At 74.5% G+C, this 21,101-nt stretch carries 15 protein-coding genes; 6 read left to right on the forward strand and 9 right to left on the reverse strand.

Annotation, left to right across the window (positions count from 1 at the left end; translation table 11 throughout):
* Positions 1-41: 41 nt before the first annotated feature.
* The 3 genes from eccE (at position 42) to ACIP67_RS14190 (ending at position 6,041) form a co-directional block, all read left to right on the forward strand.
* A complete protein-coding gene (eccE, locus tag ACIP67_RS14180) occupies positions 42-1,355 on the forward strand; it encodes a type VII secretion protein EccE (protein ID WP_401691638.1) in 1,314 nt (437 codons plus the stop codon).
* A gap of 5 nt (positions 1,356-1,360) precedes the next feature.
* Positions 1,361-2,128, forward strand: coding sequence for a hypothetical protein (locus ACIP67_RS14185; RefSeq protein WP_401691640.1), 768 nt, complete (start codon positions 1,361-1,363; stop codon positions 2,126-2,128).
* A 466-nt stretch (positions 2,129-2,594) separates the two neighbouring features.
* Entirely contained in the window at positions 2,595-6,041 is a 3,447-nt protein-coding gene (locus ACIP67_RS14190) for an SCO5717 family growth-regulating ATPase (RefSeq protein ID WP_401691642.1), read from the forward strand.
* A 79-nt stretch (positions 6,042-6,120) separates the two neighbouring features.
* Here the strand turns inward: ACIP67_RS14190 and ACIP67_RS14195 are convergent, their stop codons facing one another.
* The 9 genes from ACIP67_RS14195 to rimP form a co-directional block, all read right to left on the reverse strand.
* Entirely contained in the window at positions 6,121-7,068 is a 948-nt protein-coding gene (locus tag ACIP67_RS14195; RefSeq protein WP_401691644.1) for a bifunctional riboflavin kinase/FAD synthetase, read from the reverse strand.
* Positions 7,069-7,365: 297 nt separating this feature from the next.
* Complete coding sequence (locus tag ACIP67_RS14200; protein WP_401691646.1) at positions 7,366-11,004, reverse strand: serine protease; 3,639 nt, start codon at positions 11,002-11,004, stop codon at positions 7,366-7,368.
* A gap of 474 nt (positions 11,005-11,478) precedes the next feature.
* Positions 11,479-12,384 carry a tRNA pseudouridine(55) synthase TruB gene (gene truB / locus ACIP67_RS14205; protein ID WP_401691648.1) on the reverse strand — a complete coding sequence of 302 codons (906 nt, stop codon included), beginning with the start codon at positions 12,382-12,384 and terminating at the stop codon, positions 11,479-11,481.
* Positions 12,381-12,830: a 30S ribosome-binding factor RbfA gene (gene rbfA, locus ACIP67_RS14210; RefSeq protein ID WP_401691650.1), complete on the reverse strand. Its 450-nt coding sequence runs from the start codon at positions 12,828-12,830 to the stop codon at positions 12,381-12,383. Before rbfA ends, truB begins: the two co-directional genes overlap by 4 nt.
* A 49-nt stretch (positions 12,831-12,879) precedes the next feature.
* Positions 12,880-13,173, reverse strand: coding sequence for a DUF503 domain-containing protein (locus ACIP67_RS14215; protein WP_385075136.1), 294 nt, complete (start codon positions 13,171-13,173; stop codon positions 12,880-12,882).
* A gap of 181 nt (positions 13,174-13,354) precedes the next feature.
* Entirely contained in the window at positions 13,355-16,441 is a 3,087-nt protein-coding gene (gene infB / locus ACIP67_RS14220) for a translation initiation factor IF-2 (protein ID WP_401691653.1), read from the reverse strand.
* Between the two features lie 147 nt (positions 16,442-16,588).
* Positions 16,589-16,885 carry a YlxR family protein gene (locus tag ACIP67_RS14225; protein ID WP_389520136.1) on the reverse strand — a complete coding sequence of 99 codons (297 nt, stop codon included), beginning with the start codon at positions 16,883-16,885 and terminating at the stop codon, positions 16,589-16,591.
* Positions 16,886-16,986: 101 nt separating this feature from the next.
* Complete coding sequence (gene nusA, locus ACIP67_RS14230; RefSeq protein ID WP_401691655.1) at positions 16,987-17,973, reverse strand: transcription termination factor NusA; 987 nt, start codon at positions 17,971-17,973, stop codon at positions 16,987-16,989.
* A gap of 2 nt (positions 17,974-17,975) precedes the next feature.
* Positions 17,976-18,485, reverse strand: a complete 510-nt coding sequence (gene rimP / locus ACIP67_RS14235; RefSeq protein WP_389520140.1) for a ribosome maturation factor RimP — start codon at positions 18,483-18,485, stop codon at positions 17,976-17,978.
* Positions 18,486-18,733: 248 nt separating this feature from the next.
* On the opposite strand from rimP, the gene ACIP67_RS14240 reads away from it, so the two are divergent.
* The 3 genes from ACIP67_RS14240 to ACIP67_RS14250 all read left to right on the forward strand — a co-directional run bounded on the left by ACIP67_RS14240 (position 18,734) and on the right by ACIP67_RS14250 (position 20,986).
* Positions 18,734-19,306: a hypothetical protein gene (locus ACIP67_RS14240; protein WP_401691657.1), complete on the forward strand. Its 573-nt coding sequence runs from the start codon at positions 18,734-18,736 to the stop codon at positions 19,304-19,306.
* The gene (locus ACIP67_RS14245; RefSeq protein WP_401691659.1) at positions 19,303-19,821 is read left to right on the forward strand and encodes a ferritin-like domain-containing protein; all 519 of its coding nucleotides are present in this window, start codon (positions 19,303-19,305) and stop codon (positions 19,819-19,821) included. The genes ACIP67_RS14240 and ACIP67_RS14245 overlap by 4 nt, the downstream gene beginning before the upstream one ends.
* 253 nt (positions 19,822-20,074) lie before the next feature.
* The gene (locus ACIP67_RS14250) at positions 20,075-20,986 is read left to right on the forward strand and encodes an aminoglycoside phosphotransferase family protein (protein WP_401691660.1); all 912 of its coding nucleotides are present in this window, start codon (positions 20,075-20,077) and stop codon (positions 20,984-20,986) included.
* Positions 20,987-21,101: the final 115 nt, after the last annotated feature.

The raw sequence follows: 21,101 nt of genomic DNA on the forward strand, positions 1-21,101 counted from the left end.
GAAACACGGACGAGTCGTGAGCGAAACGGGGGGATCGGGTGATGGCTTCGGGAACGCGTGAGCGCTCCGGCCGGTCACGGGCGCGGGGCTCTTCGGCGCCCCGGCCGCACACACCTCAGCGTGCGTCGGCGGCGGGGGCGCCCCAGCTCAGGGCGCGTTCGGGACAGGCCGGGGCATTCCGCCTGCAACGCCTGGTCCTGTGGGAGATCGCGGCCGCCGTGCTGCTCGTCGGCTGGGCGGTCGGCCCGGTCGGTCTCGCGGTGGCGGGGGCCGTCGCCGTCGTACTGGTGGTTCTCTCCGTGGCCCGCCGGCGCGGCCGCTCCCTGCCGGAATGGCTGGCCACGGCACGGGCGTTGAAGGCCCGGCAGCGAGTGGCCGCGGCCCTGGAGATACCGCCCGGGACCGAACCGGGCTTCGCACCGGCCCTGGAGTGCGACCCCAGCCTGCGGACGTACACCTACGGCGGCCGTGACCGGCGGCCCGTCGGGATCGTCGGGGACGGCTCGTTCGTCACCGCCGTGCTCCTGGTGGAGGCGGACGCGACCGCCCTGCGGGCCGAGCGCAACCGGCAGCCGCTGCCGCTCGCCCTGGTGCACGACGCGCTGGACGTGGACGGGATCCGCCTGGAGTCCGCGCAGATCGTGCTGCACACCCAGCCCGCGCCCGCGCTGCATCTGCCCCCGCAGTCCGTGGCCGTGGCCAACTACGCGCCCTTGCAGGAGCAGACCGGCGCTCCGGCCGTACGCATCACGTGGATCGCGTTGAAGCTGGACCCGGAGCTGTGTCCGGAGGCGGTGGCCGCGCGCGGGGGCGGTCTCGTCGGCGCCCAGAAGTGCGTGGTGCGGGCCGCCGACCACCTCGCGAGCCGGCTCACGGGGGCCGGGTTCCGCGCGTCCCTCCTCGACGAGGAGCAGCTGACGGCCGCCATCGCCACGTCGACCTGCGCCAACCCACTGATCACGGCGGAGGCCGGTCGGACCGGGGCGGTGGAGCGGCGGACGGAGGAGTCCGGCCGGAGCTGGCGCTGCGACAATCGCCGGCACACGACGTACTGGCTACGGCGATGGCCCTCGCTGGGCGGCGGCAACGCGCCGTCCCTGCCGCAGTTCGTCGCCCTGGTCACGTCGGTTCCCGCGCTCGCCACGACGTTCAGCGTCGCCCTCGCGCGCGGTGACCGGCAGGAGGTGTCCCTGAGCGGCCACATCCGGGTGACGGGCCGCAGCGACGACGAACTCGTGGCGGCCCGGCGCGCGGTGCAGGGCGCGGCCCGGCACACCGGCGCGGGCCTCGTCCGCCTCGACCGGGAACAGGTGCCCGGCATCCTGGCCACTCTGCCCCTCGGAGGTGTTCGGTGACGGCGATGACGACCGGGGCGGCCACCACCGCAGGCCGGCCGGAGCCCTCCGCGGGCCGGCGGGCGGTACGGGCGCTGCGCAGCGGCTTCGGCCTCGTCGGCCCGCGGCACGGCCGCCACTCGTCGACCGTGGAACAACTGGCCTCGCTCGCGCTGCCCATAGGCGACGACGGGGTCGTCATCGGTGTCGATGCCGAGGGTCGGCCCGCCGTGCTGGGCCTCAACCGGCCCACGCCGTACGACGTCGTCCTCATCGGTGGTCTGTGGACCGCGCAGGTCCTCGCGCTGAGAGCGGCGGCGACCGGGGCCCGGGTGGCCGTGGAGACGGGGCGTCCGCAGGCCTGGGCGCAGATGGTGCACGCCATGGGCGGCGGGCAGAACGGTCTCGCGGTGTACGAGGTCGGCCGGGTGCCTCCGCAGGGCGCCTCCGCGGGAACGCCCGTACTGGTGGTGCGGGACTGCGGTATGCGTCCGCCGCGCGGACGGGTGGCGTCCGGGCCCTGGCAGGCCGTGCTGACGCTGCTGCCGTACCTCAGCCCGGTGGCGCCGCGCCTCATCCGGCAGGCCCGGCTCGTCGGGGTGCAGCGGATCTCGCCGGACGAAGCCGCGGAACTGGGCCGCGCCCTGACGCTGCCCCGGGAGAACGTGGAGGCGCTGCCCACCCTCGTCGACGGCTTCACGCTGTGGTGCACCGACCGCGACCGGCAGTACGTGATGACGCAGCCGACGGACGCGGAGATCGGGCTGCTGGGCAGACCTCGGCGGATGGACTGAGGCGGGCGGGGTGCTGGTGGAGGGGCGGGGCACCGCGCGGCGGGTGGTGGTGCGCGGGTGATGGCCGGCGGGCGGCAGTTTGTCGCTCGGGAGGGCGGCTTCCGCTCGGAGGGCGGCTTCCTCTAGGGAGGGCGGCTTCCGCTAGGGGAAAGCGGTTTGCCGCTCTGCGGGCGGCGGTTCTCCGCTCGGCCCGTCGTCCGGGGCAGGTGGCTTGCACAGGGCCGTGGTGGACGTGATGGACTGGTACTGAGGGACGGGCGGGCCTGCCGAGACGGGGCACCTGATGATTAGGCTGGTGCGGGGCGCGGCACCGGAAGCCGTGGGGTGGGTGTCGGCGACCCGGGGAGGGCCTGTGCGTCGGACGACCTGCCTCGGACAACTCGGCCGGCCTCGAACCACTTCGGACGACAAGGAACTCGGTCGCCCCGGCACGGCATGAGGGTGCTCGACCACACCAGGAGGAACTGTGAGCAGCGACCGGGACGGGATGCGCGGGGGCTGGGCCACACCCGGCGATGACCAGCCCGACGCGGAGTCCTCCATCGAGATGACGGGCGAGTTCACCATCGACTACGCGCCGCCGGCTTGGTACACGCAGAACGCCGGAGGGTCGGGATCGGGTTCCGACACCGGTTCGCGGGACGGAACGGGAGACGCCTCAGGAGGCGCTTCGGGGGGCGGAACGGAAGCGGGTCCCGGTTGGGGTACGGCTCCGGGTCCTGGGACCGGTCCTGCGGCGGCCCCGGGCGACGGCGCGGGGATGGACCCCCGCATCTCCGGGCCCACGGGTGCTCCGGGTGCTCCGGGTGCTCCGGGTGCTCCGGGTGCTCCGGGTGCTCCGGGTGCTCCGGGTGGTGATTTCCTGGTCGGTGGTCCGGTTCCGGGGCAAGCTTCGCCTGTCCAGGCGAACATGGCGCCCGGTGGGCCGTTCGCGCCGCCTCCTCCGGCTGTACCGGGGGCGCCGTTCCCGCCGCCCGCGGCTCCTGTTGCGGGGGCGCCTTTCACTCCGCCCGCGCCCCCTGCGCCTCCTGTGCACCCCGCGCCTCCCGCAGGGCACGGCGCCGTGCCGAGGCTGCCGGAGGGCAGCGGATTCGAACCGCAGCCACAGCCGCCAGTTCAGCCACAGCCGCCAGTTCAGCCGGTGCAGCCGGTGCCGAGCGCGGGCTTTCCCAGCCAGGGCGACGCCACGGGTGCGTCGGCCGCCGAGGAAGACGACACCTCCACCGGGGACCTCGAGAGCGGTGCCACCATGCGCTTCTCGCCGGTCGCGCTCAGGCATCAGATCGCGGAGCAGGCGGCGGCCCAGCCGGCGCCGGACACGGCGGACGGCGATGCCGCCTCCGAAGCAGCCCAGACCGCCGAAGCCGCCCACGCCTCCGGACCCTCGACGGAGGCTGCCGGGGCACCCGAAGACGGTGCGGCCGACGACGCCACCACCGATGGCGCGGAGCCCTCGGACGCGGAAGCGGAGTCCTCCGTCTCCGCCGACGAGGCCGACTCGTCGAGTGAGACCTCGGTGGCCGCAAAAACCGGGAGCGAGGCCAAAGACGCCGACGGCTCGGACGCCGAGGTGTCCGCCGCCGGGCCGCAGGAGCCCGCTGCGGCGGAGCCGGGCTCCGAGGACGTATTGCCGTCCGAGGAGGCGGAGCAAGCGGAGGAAGCGGAGGAAGCGCAGCCTCAGGCCGCCGTACCGCCGGCACCGCCCGCCTGGACCGTTCCGCAGGCCCCGCAGAGCGAGGTGCCGCCGCTGCCGCCGTCGTACCAGCCGGCCGCGCCCGCCCCCGCGGCCCAGTGGCCGGCCCAGCCGGACCCGCAGGCGCAGCCCCAGCCCCAGCCCCAGCCCCAGCAGACGGACCCGTCCGCGCCCGCCCCTGCGGCCCAGCAGCCGCCCGCGCCGCCCGCCTGGAGCCCGGCCGCGCCCGCGCCCGCCCCGCAGCCCGGGTACGGCTTTCCGCAGGCCCCGGCCCCGGCACCTACCGCTCAGCAGCAACCGCAGGTCCCGAACCCGGCACCTGCCCCCGACGCCCAGCCGGGGTACGGCTTCCCGCAGCCCCCTGCTCCCAACGCCCAGCCGGGCTACGGCTTCCCCCAGCCCCCCGCCCCCAACACTCAGCCCGGATACGGCTTCCCCCAGCCCCCCGCCCCCAACACTCAGCCCGGATACGGCTTCCCCCAGCCCCCCGCCCCCAACGCCCAGCCCGGATACGGCTTCCCCCAGCCGTCCGCCGGACCCGTGCCCACGCCCCCTGCTTCGCCCGGTGGTTACGGCTTCCCGCAGCCCCCGGCCGCCCAGGTGCCCCCGGCACCCCAGCCGCACGCCGGGATCCCGCAGCAGGCCGACGGGCAGACCACCCCCACCGGCGCTCCCCACGGAACGCCTCCGGGAGCGCCCCAGGGCTTCGCCGGTCAGCCCCAGCAGGCACCCGGGGCACCTCATGTCCCCCACCAGCCGCCACACGCCTCCCCCCAGGCACAGCCGCAGCCGCAGGCACAGGCGCCCCAGGACCCCCACGTCCCGCAGCCCCCGATGGACCCCCGTACCGGAGCCGCCTGGCCGCAGCCGATCCAGCACGACCAGCGGCAGCCGGTCAACCCGGGTGCCGCCCCGCTGGGTTACACGGCGGCCGTGGAGCTCTCCTCCGACCGGCTGCTCAACAACAAGAAGCAGAAGGCGAAGAGCAGCCGCCCGGCAGCCGGCGGCGGCCGGTTCAAGCTCGGCGGCAAGAAGGAGGAGGCCGAGCGGCAGCGGAAGTTGGAGCTCATCCGCACGCCCGTGCTGTCGTGCTACCGCATCGCCGTCATCAGCCTCAAGGGCGGTGTCGGCAAGACGACCACGACCACCGCGCTCGGCTCCACGCTGGCCACCGAGCGGCAGGACAAGATCCTCGCGATCGACGCCAACCCGGACGCGGGCACCCTCGGCCGCCGTGTGCGGCGGGAGACCGGGGCCACCATCCGTGACCTGGTCCAGGCGATCCCTTACCTCAACTCGTACATGGACATCCGGCGGTTCACCTCCCAGGCACCCTCCGGGCTGGAGATCATCGCCAACGACGTGGACCCGGCCGTCTCGACGACGTTCAACGACGAGGACTACCGGCGCGCGATCGACGTGCTCGGCAAGCAGTACCCGGTCATCCTGACCGACTCGGGCACGGGTCTGCTCTACAGCGCGATGCGCGGTGTGCTCGACCTCGCCGACCAGCTCATCATCATCTCGACCCCGTCGGTCGACGGCGCGAGCAGCGCCAGCACCACGCTGGACTGGCTGTCCGCGCACGGGTACGCCGAGCTCGTCTCACGGTCCATCACGGTCATCTCGGGTGTCCGCGAGACCGGCAAGATGATCAAGGTGGAGGACATCGTCAGCCACTTCGAGACACGGTGCCGGGGCGTCGTCGTCGTGCCGTTCGACGAGCATCTCGCGGCCGGTGCCGAGGTCGACCTCGACATGATGCGGCCGAAGGTGCGGGAGGCGTACTTCAACCTCGCGGCGATGGTGGCGGAGGACTTCGTCCGGCACCAGCAGATGCACGGTCTGTGGACCAGCGACGGCAACCCGCCGCCGGTCGCCGCCCCGCCGATGCCGGGCCAGCCCATGCCGGGCCAGCCCTACCCGCCCCAGGCGGAGCAGCCCTACCCGCAGCAGCCCGGCCAGCCGTACCCACCGCAGCCGTACCCGCAGGGTCAGCCGTATCCCCAGGGCCAGCCGTATCCCCAGGGCCAGTCGTACCCGCAGGTGCCGCAGCAGGGCGGGCCCTACCCGCCGCAGCCCGGCCAGCCGTACCAGCAGCCCGGTCAGCCGCCCGCCGGATACCCGCAGCAGCCACCGCAGCCACAGCACCCGCAGCCACAGCACCCGCAGGGCGCCGAGGGCCAGGCCGCTCCCCCGCCCCCGCCCCCGCAGCAGTAGCCGCGAGCAGTAGCCGCGAGCAAAGGGCGGCCGGTGTCCCAGGACACCGGCCGCCCTTTCGTGGGGTGGGCCGCGGGGGTTACTCCGCCGCCGCGATCAGCTCCCGGCAGCGTTTGACGTCCTGCGCCATCTGTTCCAGCAGCGCCTCGAGCGTGTCGAACCTGGCCTGGCCGCGGACGAAGGCGAGGAAGTCGACGGCGACATGGAGGCCGTAGAGGTCGAGGCCGACGCGGTCGATGGCGTACGCCTCCACCGTGCGCTCGGTGCCGTCGAACTGCGGGTTGGTGCCGACGGAGATGGCGGCCGGCATCGCCTCGCCGTCCGCGTGCAGCCAGCCGGCGTAGACGCCGTCGGCGGGGATCGCGGTGTGCGGGAGCGTCTCCACGTTGGCGGTGGGGAAGCCGAGTTCCCGGCCGCGCTGGGCACCGCGTACGACCACGCCCTCGACGCGGTGCGGGCGGCCCAGGATCTCGGTGGCGCCCTCGACGTCGCCCTCGGCGACCAGGCGCCGGGTCAGCGTCGAGGAGAACGGCTCGCCACCACCCGCCTCGCCGGTCAGGCGCAGCTCGACGACCTCGATCTCGAAGTCGTAGACCTCGCCCTGCTCGGCCAGGAAGTCCACGTTGCCGGCGGCCTTGTGGCCGAAGCGGAAGTTGGGGCCCTCGACGACCGTCCTGGCGTGCAGCTTGTCGACCAGGACCTTGACGACGAACTCGGCCGGGGACAGCTTCGAGAACTCGGTCGTGAAGGGCAGGATCAGGACCGCGTCCACGCCCAGCTCGGCCATCAGTTCGGCGCGGCGGTGGTGCGGGGCGAGCAGCGGCGGGTGGCTGCCGGGGCGGACCACCTCGCTGGGGTGCGGGTCGAAGGTGACGACGACGGTGGGCACGCCCAGCTCGCGGGCGCGTTCCACGGCGTGCTGGATGATCAGCTGGTGGCCGCGGTGCACCCCGTCGTAGGAGCCGATGGTGACGACGCTGCGCCCCCAGTCCTGGGGGATGTCCTCCAAGCCACGCCAGCGCTGCACTGTGACCGCTCCTCGAACCCGTGTCCGTGTTTACCGTTGACCGCGTTTTCCGTTGACCGCTTACGCAGCTCTAAGGGTGCCATGCCGCGTCTTGTCGGCCCGCATCGGCATGGGGCCTGTGATCCGGCCCACGTCCCCGCGTCCCCGCCCCCGGCGTTCTTCCACCCGTAGCCGCCCCGCCGTGCCGCCACGCCATGCCCCGCCGCGCCGCCACGCCGCGCCGCCCCGCGCCGCCTTGCCGTGCCGTGCCGTGCCGTGTCACCGGGGCCGTCGCGCCGCGGCAGTCACGCCGGGGGCTCAGGCCAGGACCCCGGCGGCACCTGCCAGGTTCTCGATCGTGCGGCGGGCGCCCGGGCCGATCAGCGGCGCCCACTCCGCGGGGGCCTCGGCGAGCCAGCCCGCGACCTGCGCGGCGAAGCCGGGGACGTGGCGGCCCAGCTCGACCACGCCGCGGTCGAAGCGGGTCGCGCCGTCCGGGGTGCGGACGAGGAGGAGGCCGGTGCGGTGGACGAGGACGCGCAGGGCGTCGCCGCGCAGGGCGGCGGCCGCGTGCAGGACGGCGTCCAGGACGGCGGGGTGGTGCTCGTGCGCGAGGAGGTGCTCCAGCAGCTCACGGCGGAGGGAGCCGGACTCCGGGCCCGCGCCGGGGGCGGCCAGGACGGTGGCCAGGGCGGCCCGCATCTGCTCGGGGCCGCTCTCCAGCAGCCCTGTGACCAGGGGGATCAGGACGGCGCGGGCGGCCGGCCCCCGGTCGAGGCGCCGGTCGACGGACACGGCCACCTCGCCCGCGGTCTCCGGCCGGTGCTCCACGGTCTCCCGGACGAGGTCCACGATCCGGTCGGCCAGGTCGGGCGTGGCCGTGTCGGCTAGCGCGCCCAGCAGGCGGCCCGGTTCCGGGTGCGGGCCGCGCAGACGGGCGCGGACGGCGTCCAGGACCGGCTGGGGGTGGGTGGTCAGGGCGGTGAGCAGGGTGCTCGGCGGCAGCCACGGGTCGCCCGACGCGAACCGTTCCAGCGCCTGCGGCAGGTGCCGGGCGCGGGTCTGCGGGTCCCGTACGAGGAGGGCGATCGCGCCGCCGTGCAGGGTGCGGTCGGCGGGGCGGGCCAGCAGGGCGAGGGCCGCGTACCGCAGCAGCGCCCGGTCGGCTGCGGTGCGGACGTGGGGCGCGGCACGCAGGGCGCAGACCAGCGCCGCGGCCCGCCGGGCCGGTCGCTCGTCGTGGGCCCAGCGGTCCACGGCCCGGCACAGCGCGGCCGGTTCCTCCTCCGCGAGCACCGCGAGCAGTTCGTCGGCACGCGGGTGCGCGCAGTCCACCAGAGCTTCCGTGAGGTCGTCCGGGGCCCGGTGCCGATGTGTGTGCAGCAGTGCCTGCGCGGCCGTCGCGACGGTGGCGTGCGGTGTCGCGGGCAGCGGCCGCTCGTCGTCGAACCAGTGGGTGAGCAGCGGCTGTACGGCGGCGGGGTCGGCGGTGAGCAGGCCGGCGACGGCGTCCAGGTAACGGGGCCGGTCCGCGGCGTGCGGGGCGGCGTCGGCGAGGACCAGGCGGCGCAGCAGGTCCAGCCGGGTCCGATCCGGCAGGGGCAGAGCGGTCCAGAAGTCGGGGTCGAACCCGGCAGGGCCGCCTGGCCGGCCGCGCCGGGCCGCGAGCCGGTCGGCCAGCAGCCGCAGGACGTCGGCGTACGGTGTGGCGTCCGGGACGCGCAGCAGGGTCTCGCCGAGCAGTCGGGCGGCCCACCACACGTCCGGGTCGGCTTCGAGGGCGTCCGTCACCTCGCGGAGGTGGTGGGAGAGCCGTGGTGTGCCGTGCTGGCGGGCGACGAGCAGCAGTGCCTGGACGACGGGGCCGATGCGGTGGTGCGGGACGGGCGACGCGAGGGCGCCGTCCTGAACCCTGCCGCGCGGGACGGGCACCACGGGGACGCCGTCCGAGGTGCGGTGGTGGTGGACCAGGGCGCGCAGGGCCTCTTCGAGGTCGAGGTGGACGCCCTGGATCCAGTCGGCGAGTTCCTCGTGGGCGAAGCGGTAGCCGCTGCCCGCCGGTACCAGGAGGCCCTCGGCGAGGACCGCCGACGCCCAGCCGGTGCCGCCGCCGAGCCGGGCCGGGGCGGGCCCCCACGGGAACACCGCCTCGAAGGAGGCCCGGTCCAGTTGCCCCTGTCCCGGGCCGAGACATCGCCGGGCGGCCTCGTGGACCTGGCCGGACACCTTCGCCGCGAGCCGGCGTACGGCGGTGCCGCGCAGGCCGTTCTCCGCGGCCAGCCGGACCGCGACGCGCAGGCACATCAGGTCGAGGTGGGCGGCGAGGACGTCGTCGCGGCCGAGGGGCGCGCCGGGGGCGTCGGCGCCGGGCAGGGCGGCGCGGAGTTCCGCGCAGAGGCGGAGGGTGAGGGGGTGCCGGGCGTCCGAGGGGTGGAGCGCGGTGTCGGGGACGCCGTATCGGGCGCGGGCCTCGCGGGCCTCCTCCGGGGTGAGGTCACCGAGCGGGACGCGGGGCGGGAACGCCCGGGTCGTACGGCCGTACAGCGTCTCCGGCGGGAAGTGCGCCCCGGCCTGCTCCCAGTACTCGGCCCGGCAGGCCACCACGAGCCGGGTCCGCGTCTCCCGCAGCCATGCCACCGTCCCGGCGGTCCACTCGCGCAGCCGGTGGGCCAGGGCCGAAGGCATCTCCTCCGGGCCGTCGAGCAGGAGCAGCAGGGGGCGTCCGGCCGCGCCGGCGAGGTGGGCCACCCGCTCCGGCGTGAGGTCGCCGGGGTTCAGGCCGGGACGGGACGCGGCCACGATCCGGGCCGCGCGGTGCAGTGCCCGGCGGGCCGCGTCGGCGACCGAGCCGTCGTCGTCCCGGAGGTCCGCGCCGCGCAGCCACAGGGTGGGCGCCGGTTCCGTGCCCCGGCCGCGGCGTGCGGCGAGCGCGGCGAGTTCGGTCGTACGGCCGCTGCCCGGGGCGCCGACGAGGCCGAGGACGGCCGCCGGGCTCGTGGTGAACGCGGCGAACTCCCGGGCCGGCAGGGCGCGTTCGACCGGCGGTCCGGCGGGGTCGGCGGGCGGGCCGTCCGAGCCCACCGAGGTGGCGGTGAGTTCCAGGACGCCGGCCAGGTTGAGGTCGGCGCCGTAGGCGGGGACCGTCGCCGCGTTGCGGGCGAGGAGCGCGGCGAGCGGGCCGTCGGGCGGGGCCGGGCGCAGCGGCACGGCGAAGGCGGCGTCGTGCCGGCCGGAGCGCAGGGCGGTGCCCAGGACGGCGACGACCGCCCCGGTCGCGGCGTCGAGCACCGGTCCGCCGGCGGCGCCCCCGCCGGGCCGCAGCGCGTCCCGGCCCGCCGTGCCGATCGCGAGGTCCAGGGCGGTGCCGAGGGAGTGGCACCGGTCCGTGGCCGTGTACGTCACGGGTGTCGCGGCGAGCACCCGCGCCTCGCGCCAGCAGCCGGCGGCCAGCCGGACGTGGGCGCCCGTCGCGACGCCGTCCCGGACGGTGACCGGCAGGGGGTCGGCCACGAGGCCCTCGGCGCGGACGAGGGCCAGACCGAGCTCCGGCAGCGGGGCGACGGCGTCGGCGGTGACCACACGACCACGACCACCGCCGAAGCCACCACCGCCGAAGCCACCACCGCCACAACCACCACCGCCACCACCGCCACAACCACCGCCACTCAAGTCACCGCGGTCATCCACGCCCCCTTGCTCGTCGCCTTGCAGGTACCCCTGGACCCCCTGGCCCCCTTGGACCCCCCGGTCCCCCGGGTCATCTCGGTCACCGACGACGTGCAGGACGAGACGGTGGAGACCGTCGACGGCCTCATGGCTGGTGACGACCGTGCCGTGGTGGTCGGCGACGAAGCCGCAACCGCGCGGCCGGCCGGCCGGGTCGTGGAGAGTGACGAGGGAGGCGTCGAGGACCCGCGCGGCAGGATGCGCGGGACCGGCCGGGTACGGCGGTTCCACCGGGCGCGGAGGACGGTACGGAGATCCCGCGGGATGCGCCGGCTCTGCCGGATGCGCAAGGTCCGCCGGATGCGCCGGGACCGCCTGGTCCGCCGGGTCCGCCGGGTCCGGAGAAGGGTACGGAGAAGGGTACGGAGAACGGTACGGAGGACCGGCCGGATACGCCGGATGCGGGGCGGGACCGGGGGAAGGGTGACGGCCGTCGTCGGTTCGCGGGTCCCTTTCCGCCATCGTCGTACCTCCCACCGCACGTGCGTGTCCGTTCGACGGTAGGCACGGGGGATCGCCCGGGCGGACGGCGGAATGAACGCGCCCCCTGACACCCCCGGGTTCACTCCGAGCGCCTGCCCGGACGGGTGAATGAACGGGGGCCGTCGGACACACCCTAGGGGTGGGGGAACCGAGGGGGGACCGTGGAGCGGCGGCGGAGCAGGGCCCCGTGCCGGCCGCTCCACGGGCGGTACCGGCGGTGGCTCAGCCGAGGACGGCCAGGCTCTTCGCCTTGCCCTTCTGCTCCTCGACCAGCGCCAGGAACCGTCCCTCGGGGTCGAAGACGGCCACCGGGCCGGAGCCGGAGTACTCGTCGGGCATCTCCAGCCGCACGCCGTTGGTGAGCAGCCGGGCCCGCCGCGCGTCCACGTCCCAGCGGGGGAACGCCGCCGCGGCGGCCTCCGCGATCGGCATCACCGTCAGCTCCTTCTGGAGCTGGTCCAGGGTGCGGGCCGCGTCCAGCTTGTACGGGCCGACACGGGTGCGGCGCAGGGCGGTGAGGTGGCCGCCGACGCCGAGGTCGGCGCCCAGGTCGCGGGCGAGGGCGCGGATGTAGGTGCCGGACGAGCAGACCACGGAGACGATCAGGTCCAGCACCGGGGTGCCGTCCTCGGCGACGGCGTCGCGGACGTCGTACACCGTGAAGGAGGAGATGGTGACCGGCCGGGCGGGGATCTCGAACTCCTCGCCCTCGCGGGCCCGCTTGTAGGAGCGCACCCCGTCGATCTTGATGGCGCTGACCTTGGACGGGACCTGCATGATGTCGCCGGTCAGCTTGGCGATGCCGGCGTCGACGGCGTCCCGGGTGACCGCGGAGGCGTCGGTGGAGGAGGTGATCTCCCCCTCGGCGTCGTCCGTCACGGTGTTCTGGCCCAGCCGGACGGTCCCCAGGTACTCCTTCTCGGTGAGGGCGAGGTGCCCGAGGAGCTTGGTCGCCTTCTCCATGCCGAGGACGAGGACGCCCGTCGCCATCGGGTCGAGGGTGCCGGCGTGCCCGACGCGGCGGGTCCTGGCGATGCCCCGCATCTTGGCCACGACGTCGTGCGAGGTGAAGCCCGACGGCTTGTCGACGATGACGAGGCCGTCGGGCGCGGTGTGCTTCCGGTTCATTCGGCGGTGTCGTCCGTCTCGTCGTCACCGGGCTTGCGGTACGGGTCGGCGCCGGCGGCGTACGCGGCGCCCGCGGACGCCTCGCGCACCTTCTCGTCGGCGGCGCGCGCCTTGTCGAGGAGGTCGTCGATGGTGCGGGCGTTGTCCGGCAGGGCGTCGGCGACGAAGGACAGCGTCGGCGTGAACTTCACCCCGGCCGCGCGGCCGACCTCCGAGCGCAGGATGCCCTTGGCGCTCTCCAGGCCGGCGGCGGCGGCCTTCCGCTCCTCGTCGTCCCCGTACACGGTGTAGAAGACGGTCGCCTCCCTGAGGTCACCCGTGACCCGGGTGTCCGTGATGGTGACGTGGGAACCGAGCCGCGGGTCCTTGATCCCTCGCTGCAGCTTCTGGGCCACCACCTCTCGGATGAGGTCCGCCAGCCTCTTGGCGCGCGCGTTGTCGGCCACTGGTCCGTCTCCCGTTCTTTCTTCTGCTTGCGTTCTCTGGTCTGGTCGGTCAGTCGTCTTCGCCGTGGAAGCGGCGCCTGACCGACAGCAGCTCCACTTCGGGGCGGCCGGCGACCAGCCGTTCGCACCGGTCCAGTACGTCGGTCAGGTGCTCCGCGTCGCCGGACACCATGGCCAGGCCGATGACCGCCCGGCGGTGCAGGTCCTGGTGGTCCACCTCGGCCGCGCTCACCGCGTACTTGCGCTGGAGCTCGGCGACGATGGGGCGGACGACGGAGCGCTTCTCCTTCAGCGACCGGACGTCGCCGAGGAGCAGGTCGAAGGACAGAGTCCCCACGTACATGTGTGTAGCCGGTTCACCCGCCGGTACGGGATCGATGGCCCCGTCTGCCGTGTGGAACAGGGCATCAGGAACGGTACAACGATACCCGCGGTGGTTCGACGGGGTTTCCGGGTGCCCCCGGGAACGGCGGCGCGCCGGCTGGCAGGGACGGACCCTGCCGGCCGGCGCGCACCTCGGGTGGTCACACCCGCGGCTTCTCCCGCATCTCGTACGTCGCGATGACGTCGTCGATCTTGATGTCGTTGAAGTTGCCGAGGTTGATACCGCCCTCGAACCCTTCGCGGATCTCGGTGACGTCGTCCTTGAAGCGACGCAGGCCCTCGATGTTGAGGTTCTCCGCGATGACCTTGCCGTCGCGGATGAGGCGCGCCTTGGTGTTGCGCTTGACCTCGCCCGAGCGGATGAGGACACCGGCGATGTTGCCCAGCTTGGACGACTTGAAGATCTCGCGGATCTCCGCCGTGCCGAGCTCGACCTCCTCGTACTCCGGCTTCAGCATGCCCTTCAGGGCCGCCTCGATCTCCTCGATCGCCTGGTAGATGACCGAGTAGTAGCGGACGTCCACGCCCTCGCGCTCGGCCATCTGCTGCGCACGGCCGGCCGCGCGCACGTTGAAGCCGATCACGATGGCGTCCGAGCCCATCGCCAGGTCGATGTCGGACTCCGTGACCGCACCGACGCCGCGGTGCAGGACGCGGATGTCGACCTCTTCGCCGACGTCCAGCTGGAGCAGCGAGGACTCGAGTGCCTCGACGGAACCGGAAGCGTCACCCTTGATGATCAGGTTCAGCTGCTGGACCTCGCCGGCCTTCAGAGCCGCGTCCAGGTTCTCCAGGGAGAACCTGCGCGTGCGCTTGGCGAAGGCCGCGTTGCGCTCGCGGGCCGCACGCTTCTCGGCGATCTGGCGGGCCGTACGGTCCTCGTCGACGACGAGGAAGTTGTCGCCCGCGCCCGGGACGTTGGTCAGGCCCAGGACCTGGACCGGCGTCGACGGGCCGGCCTCGGCCACGTTGTTGCCGTTGTCGTCGAGCATGGCGCGCACACGACCGTAGGCGTCGCCCACGACCATCGTGTCGCCGACCCGCAGCGTGCCTCGCTGGACGAGGACCGTCGCCACGGCACCGCGGCCGCGGTCGAGACGGGACTCGATCGAGATGCCCTGCGCGTCCTGGGCCGGGTTGGCCCGCAGGTCGAGCGAGGCGTCGGCCGTGAGGATCACGGCCTCCAGCAGCGAGTCGATGTGCAGGCCCTGCTTGGCGGAGATGTCGACGAACATGGTGTCGCCGCCGTACTCCTCGGCCACCAGGCCGTACTCGGTCAGCTGACCGCGCACCTTGGTCGGGTCGGCGCCCTCGACGTCGATCTTGTTGACCGCGACGACGATCGGGACGTCGGCCGCCTTGGCGTGGTTGAGCGCCTCGACCGTCTGCGGCATGACGCCGTCGTTGGCCGCGACGACCAGGATCGCGATGTCGGTCGACTTCGCACCACGGGCACGCATGGCGGTGAACGCCTCGTGACCCGGGGTGTCGATGAAGGTGATCTTGCGCTCTTCGGCGTTGACCTCGGTCGCGACCTGGTAGGCACCGATGTGCTGGGTGATGCCACCGGCCTCGCCCGCGATGACGTTCGTCTTGCGGATGGCGTCGAGCAGGCGGGTCTTGCCGTGGTCGACGTGACCCATGACGGTGACGACCGGCGGGCGGACCACCAGGTCCTCCTCGTCGCCCTCGTCCTCGCCGAACTCGATGTCGAAGGACTCGAGCAGCTCGCGGTCCTCCTCCTCCGGGCTGACGATCTGAACCGTGTAGTTCATCTCGCCGGCGAGGAGTTCCAGGGTCTCGTCGGAGACGGACTGGGTCGCGGTGACCATCTCGCCGAGGTTCATCATGACCGCGACGAGCGACGCCGGGTTGGCGTTGATCTTCTCCGCGAAGTCGGTGAGCGACGCACCGCGCGACAGGCGAATGGTCTCGCCATTGCCGCGAGGCAGCATCACGCCGCCGACCGACGGGGCCTGCATGGCCTCGTACTCCTGGCGCCTCTGCCGCTTCGACTTGCGGCCACGGCGCGCGGGACCACCCGGACGGCCGAAGGCACCCTGCGTGCCGCCGCGGCCACCGGGACCGCCGGGACGACCACCGAAGCCGGGACGGCCACCGCCGCCACCGCCCGGACCACCGGGACGACCGGCGAAGCCGCCGCCACCACCGGCACCCGGACCACCGGGACGACCGGCGAAACCGCCGCCACCGCCACCGGGACGGCCGGCGAAGCCGCCGCCGCCGCCCGGACGACCGCCGCCGCCACCGGGACGACCGCCGCCGCCGGGACCGCGACCGCCGGGGCCGCCGCCGGGGCGGGGGCCGGCAGCCGGGCGCTGCGGCATCATGCCGGGGTTCGGACGCGGGCCGCCGGGACGCGGACCGCCGGGGCCGCCCTGCGGGCGGGGCATACCGGCCGGCGACGGGCGCGGACCGCCCGGAGCCTGCGGACGCGGACCGCCGCCCTGGCCACCGGGGGCCTGGGGACGGGGACCGGCGCCCGGAGCGCCGCCGGGACGCGGGCCGCCGGGGCCGCCCTGCGGACGGGGGGCCTGCGGACGGGCCATACCGGCGTTGCCGCCGGAGGTGAAGGGGTTGTTGCCCGGACGGGGACCGGCCGGACGGGCGCCCGGACGCGGTGCGCCGGCGCCACCGGGGCGCTGACCCTGCGCGGCGGCCGGACGGGGGGCCTGACCACCCTGCTGCTGACCCTGGCCGGGGCCGGGACGGCCACCGGGCCTGGGGGCGCCGGGGCGCGGACCCTGTCCGGCGGGCTTCGGCGCGGCCGGGGCCGACGGCGGAGCGGTGAACTCCGGGGCGGCGGGGGCCGGACGCGGCGCGGGCCGGGGACCCGGACGCGGGCCGGGCGCCGACGGCGCGGGGGCCGACGGCGCCGACGAGGCGGCCGGGGCGGCCGGGGCCGCGGGCTGCGGGGCAGCCGGAGGCTTGGGGGCGGCCGGCCGCGGCGCGGCCGGACCCGGACGAGCCGCCTGCGCCGGGGACGGCGCGGCGGGCTTGGGGGCAGCCTTGCGCGGGGCGCCGGGCTTGGCGGACCTGCCGCCACCGCCACCCTGGAAGGCGTCAGTCAGTTTGCGTACGACAGGCGCTTCGATCGTCGAAGACGCCGAACGGACGAATTCACCGAGTTCCTGGAGCTTGGCCATGACGACCTTGCTCTCCACACCGAACTCCTTGGCGAGTTCGTATACCCGGACCTTAGCCACTTCGCTCCTTTGAGGTCCGGGTTGCGTCCGGACCGTCGCTACTTCATGGGCGTACTCATCGCGTGCTCATCGAGTGCTCATCGCAATCTCGACCTACTTCCAACTCGCGGGGTACCAGAGCCGCACGGGGGTTCCGCGCGACGCTTCTTACGGTGTTACCTGATCGGCAACTGTCGTCTGCTCGACGTACCGGCGCAACGCCTTTGTGTCGAGCGCTCCCGGGGCGCGCAAAGCCCTGGTGAACGCTCGGCGGCGTACCGCCTGGTCGAGACAGACCGGGGCGGGGTGCACGTACGCACCCCGGCCGGGCAGCGTACCGCGAGGATCGGGGACGCAGGCGTCCTCGACCGCCACGATGCGCAGCAGCTCCGTCTTGGCCGCCCGCTCCCGGCACCCCACGCAGGTGCGCTCAGGGCATGTTCGGGCGTGCGTCCGGCCAGACACAGTTAAGTCTACCTCCCCGTAGCGACCCCACCCCTTTGGGGCAGGAATCGCACAGTTACCGCGCAAGAACTGTCGTGATCTCAACGGCCACCGGCCGAGATCTATTCCCCGGTCTGCTCCGTGTCCGGCCGGATGTCGATTCGCCAGCCGGTGAGACGGGCGGCGAGCCGGGCGTTCTGCCCTTCCTTGCCGATCGCCAGGGACAGCTGGTAGTCCGGAACGGTCACGCGGGCGGAGCGGGCCGCCATGTCGACGACCTCGACCTTCGACACCCGGGCGGGTGACAGCGCGTTCGCCACCATCTCGGCCGGGTCGTCCGACCAGTCGACGATGTCGATCTTCTCGCCGTTCAGTTCGCCCATGACGTTGCGCACGCGTCCGCCCATCGGGCCGATGCAGGCGCCCTTGGCGTTCAGACCCGAACGGGTGGAGCGGACCGCGATCTTCGTGCGGTGGCCGGCCTCGCGGGCGATGGCGGCGATCTCGACGGACCCGTCGGCGATCTCCGGCACCTCCAGCGCGAAGAGCTTCTTCACGAGGTTGGGGTGGGTGCGCGAGAGCGTCACGGACGGTCCGCGCACGCCCTTGGCCACGCGGACGACGTACGACCGCAGGCGCAGGCCGTGCGAGTAGGTCTCGCCGGGGACCTGCTCCTGCACCGGCAGGATGGCCTCCAGCTTGCCGATGTCGACGAGCACGTTCTTCGGGTCGCGGCCCTGCTGGACCACTCCGGTGACGATGTCGCCCTCACGGCCGGCGTACTCGCCGAGCGTCGCGTCGTCCTCGGCGTCGCGCAGCCGCTGGAGGATCACCTGCTTGGCCGTGGTGGCGGCGATGCGGCCGAACCCGGACGGGGTGTCGTCGAACTCGCGGGGCTGCTGCCCCTCCTCGAGGTCCTCGGGGTCCTCCTTCGCCCACACGGTCACGTGACCGGTCTCCCGGTTCAGCTCCACGCGCGCGTGGCGGCGGCTTCCCTCGGTGCGGTGGTAGGCGATGAGGAGGGCCGACTCGATCGCCTCGACCAGCAGGTCGAAGGAGATCTCCTTCTCCCGCACCAAGCCCCGCAGGGCGCTCATGTCGATGTCCACGGCTACGCCTCCTCCTCTTCCTTCATGTCCTTCTTGTCCTTGCGGCTGAACTCGACCTGGACGCGGGCCCGGTCGATGGCGTCGAAGGCGAGTCTGCGGGTGGTGGCCTTGCGGCCCTTCACTCCCGGTACCTCGACGTCGAGGCCGTCGTCGTCCACGGTGAGGATGCGGGCGACGAGTTCGCCGTCCTCGTGGAGCTGGAACCGCACCAGGCGGTCGGTGGCCCGTACGTAGTGGCGGTGTTCGGTGAGGGCGCGCTCCGCGCCCGGGGTGCCGACCTCGAGGGTGTACTCGCCCTCGCCCATCGCGTCCGTCTCGTCGAGCTTCGCCGAGAGCGCGCGGCTCACATCGGCGATCTGGTCCAGGTCGGCACCGCTGTCGGAGTCGACGACGACGCGCAGCACGCGCTTGCGTCCGACGGAGTCCACGGCGATTTCTTCGAGATCCAGACCCTGGGAGGTGACGAGCGGTTCCAGCAGTTCTCGCAGCCTCTCGCTCTGGGTGGTGCTCATCCGGGTGACTCCTCGGCCGCGTGTGCTGTTGTGGGATGGGTCGCGTGTCTGGTCAAAGGGTATCCGGTCGCGGGGGGTGTTGCCGTCCACCGTGGGCGGGCCCGCGCCGCCCCGCGCGCGCCGTGCGGCCGGCGGGGTGGGGCCGGTGCCGATGAGTGGTGCCGGGCGGGTGCGCGGGTACGGTGATCACGGGCATGCCCACCCGTGATCGGTGTTTCTGTCGTACGAGTTCCCCGAGGACGTCTGCCGTGCCGTTCCCCCCGCCGCCGCGCACCCTCTCGGGTCCGCGCAGAAGAACCCTGCTCGCCTCGGCCGTCGGGGCCGCCCTGCTGGCGAGCTGCTCCTCGGACGGCGACTCCGGCGGGGACGGCTCGGACGGCGGCCCGTCGGCCGCGGAGCGGGCACGCGCGGGTGCGGCGCGGGACAGCGCGGGGCTGGTGGCACGGTACGACGCCGTCCTCTCCGTCCATCCGACGCTGCTGGGGCAGCTGGCGCCGCTGCGGGCGGAGGTCGTGGAGCACATGACGGCGTTCGGGGGCGCCGCCGGGCAGCCGGCCTCCCCTTCGGCCTCCCCGTCTTCCTCCGCCGCGGCCTCGTCCCCCGCGTCCCCTTCCGCGTCGGCCTCCGGGGCGTCCTCCCCGGCCGCCGTTCCCCCGGTCGAGGGCGACGCGCTCGCCGGCCTCGCCGCGGCGGAGCGCACGCTGGCCGATCAGCGGCTCGCCGCCCTGGCGGCCGTGCCCGGCGAACTGGCCCGGTTGCTGGCCTCGGTGGCGGCGGCCGGTGCCGCGCACGCGTACCTGCTGACGGAGGGGGCCCGATGAGCGGGCGGAAGAACGACCGGGACAGCGGGGAGCTGGCGGCGCTCCAGGCGGCGCTGGCCGCCGAGCACGCGGCGGTGTATGGGTACGGGGTCGTCGGCGGCCGGGTCCGCGAGGGGCGGCGCACGGAGGCGCAGACGGCGTACGACGCGCACCGGGCCCGGCGGGACGCGCTGGCGCGTGAGGTGCGCGACCTGGGTGCGGAGCCGGTCGCGGCGAGCGCCGCGTACGCCCTGCCGTTCCCGGTGGAGGACTCGGTCGCGGCGGTGCGGCTCGCCGCCGAGCTGGAGGAGCGGGTGGCCGGGGTCTACTCCGACCTGGTGCGGGCCACCGGGGACGCACGGCGCCGGGAGGCGGCCGGGGCGCTGCGGGAGGCGGCGGTGCGGGCGGTGCGCTGGCGGGGCGGGAGCGTAGCCTTCCCTGGTCTCGCGGAGCGGTCCGTCACGGCCGGGGACCCGGCCGTCACCGGCGCCGGGCCGTCGGCCACGGAGGCGGGGCGGGCGGCCTCGACCTCTTGATCGCCGCGCGCAGCGGCGGGCACGTCGGGAGACTTCAGGAAGACGTCGGAAGACTTCAGGAAGACGTCGGAAGGCACCGGAAGGCGACGGCAGGCGTCAGGACACACGTCAGAGGCGGCGAAGGCCGGGAAGGCGGCGGACGGGGGCACAGGCGCACCGGCGGGGCCGGCGGCGGGCCGACGGCACGCGGCGGAGCGGACCGGGGCGGAGCGGACCGGGGCGGGACCAGGAGCAGGGAAGGGACGGATCGCGCATGGCTTTCGAACCGCCGCGGCGTCTGGTCAGGGCGCTCGGTGAGACGGCACCGAACGGTGACGACTGGCTGGAGAAACTGCCGGAGGCGGCCCGACAGGCCGTCTCTCTACGCGGGTTGACCGTCGAGCGGGTGCAGGTGCCGGGTGGGCGCAGCAGTCTGGTGGTGCTGGTGCGGTGCGCCGACGGGACCCCGGCCGTGCTGAAGCTGGCCCCGCCCCGTTCCCGGCCCGAGGCCGAGCGGGCGGCGCTCGCGCACTGGGGCGGCCTGGGTGCCGTACTGCTGCTGGAGGGGCCCGTGACGGAGGGGGTGCTGCTGCTGGAGCGGCTGCATCCCGATGTGTCGGTGCGGTCACTGCCGGAGGCCAAGGCGCTGCTGGAGGCGGCGGGCACGTTGCGACGGCTGTGGGTCGAGCCGCCCGGCGACGGCGACGACGCCGGCGGGCGGGTGTTCGAGACGGTGGCCGAGCGCACCGGGCGGCAGGCGGAGGCGATGCGGGCGAGTGCCGACGCCGAGGTGGTCCCGCTGGTCGACGCGGCGCTCACGGCGCGTGCGGAGCTGCTCGCCGCGCCGCCCGAGCACCGGTTGCTGCACGGCACGTTCCGGCAGAGCAAGGTGCTGTCCGGTGAGCGGATGCCGTGGCTGGCCGTGGGGCCGGATCCGGTGGTCGGCGAGTGTGCCTTCGACCTGGCCCGGCTGGTCCGGGACCGGGTGGAGGACCTGATCGCCTCGCCGTCCGGGGCGGCGACCACCCGGCGGCGCGTGAAACGGCTCGCGGAGTCGCTGGAGGTGGACCAGGAACGGCTGCGCGGCTGGACGCTGTTCCGCGCGGTGGAGTCCGGGCTGCGGGCCCGCCGGGTGGGCCGGGCCCGCGACGCGGAGCTGCTGCTGGAGTTCGCCGGCTGGCTGTAGGCGGAGCGGGTGCCGGCAGCGGTCGCGGGGTACCGGCGTGAGAGCGGCCGAAGTACCGGCGGCGGCCAGGGTGCGGGCGTGAGAGCGGCGCGGGTGCCGGCAGCGGTCGCGGGGT

The sequence above is a fragment of the Streptomyces sp. NPDC088812 genome, from assembly GCF_044750285.1.
Taxonomy (GTDB): Bacteria; Actinomycetota; Actinomycetes; order Streptomycetales; family Streptomycetaceae; genus Streptomyces.

Bases quoted from the DNA above. Each gene is read 5' to 3' on its own strand.
- ACIP67_RS14185 (WP_401691640.1), top strand. From the start codon at position 1,361: ATGACGACCGGGGCGGCCACCACCGCAGGCCGGCCGGAGCCCTCCGCG.
- rimP (WP_389520140.1), bottom strand. From the start codon at position 18,485: ATGAGCACCACCCAGAGCGAGAGGCTGCGAGAACTGCTGGAACCGCTC.
- truB (WP_401691648.1), bottom strand. From the start codon at position 12,384: ATGAACCGGAAGCACACCGCGCCCGACGGCCTCGTCATCGTCGACAAG.
- eccE (WP_401691638.1), top strand. From the start codon at position 42: ATGGCTTCGGGAACGCGTGAGCGCTCCGGCCGGTCACGGGCGCGGGGC.
- ACIP67_RS14215 (WP_385075136.1), bottom strand. From the start codon at position 13,173: ATGTACGTGGGGACTCTGTCCTTCGACCTGCTCCTCGGCGACGTCCGG.
- ACIP67_RS14250 (WP_401691660.1), top strand. From the start codon at position 20,075: ATGGCTTTCGAACCGCCGCGGCGTCTGGTCAGGGCGCTCGGTGAGACG.
- ACIP67_RS14245 (WP_401691659.1), top strand. From the start codon at position 19,303: ATGAGCGGGCGGAAGAACGACCGGGACAGCGGGGAGCTGGCGGCGCTC.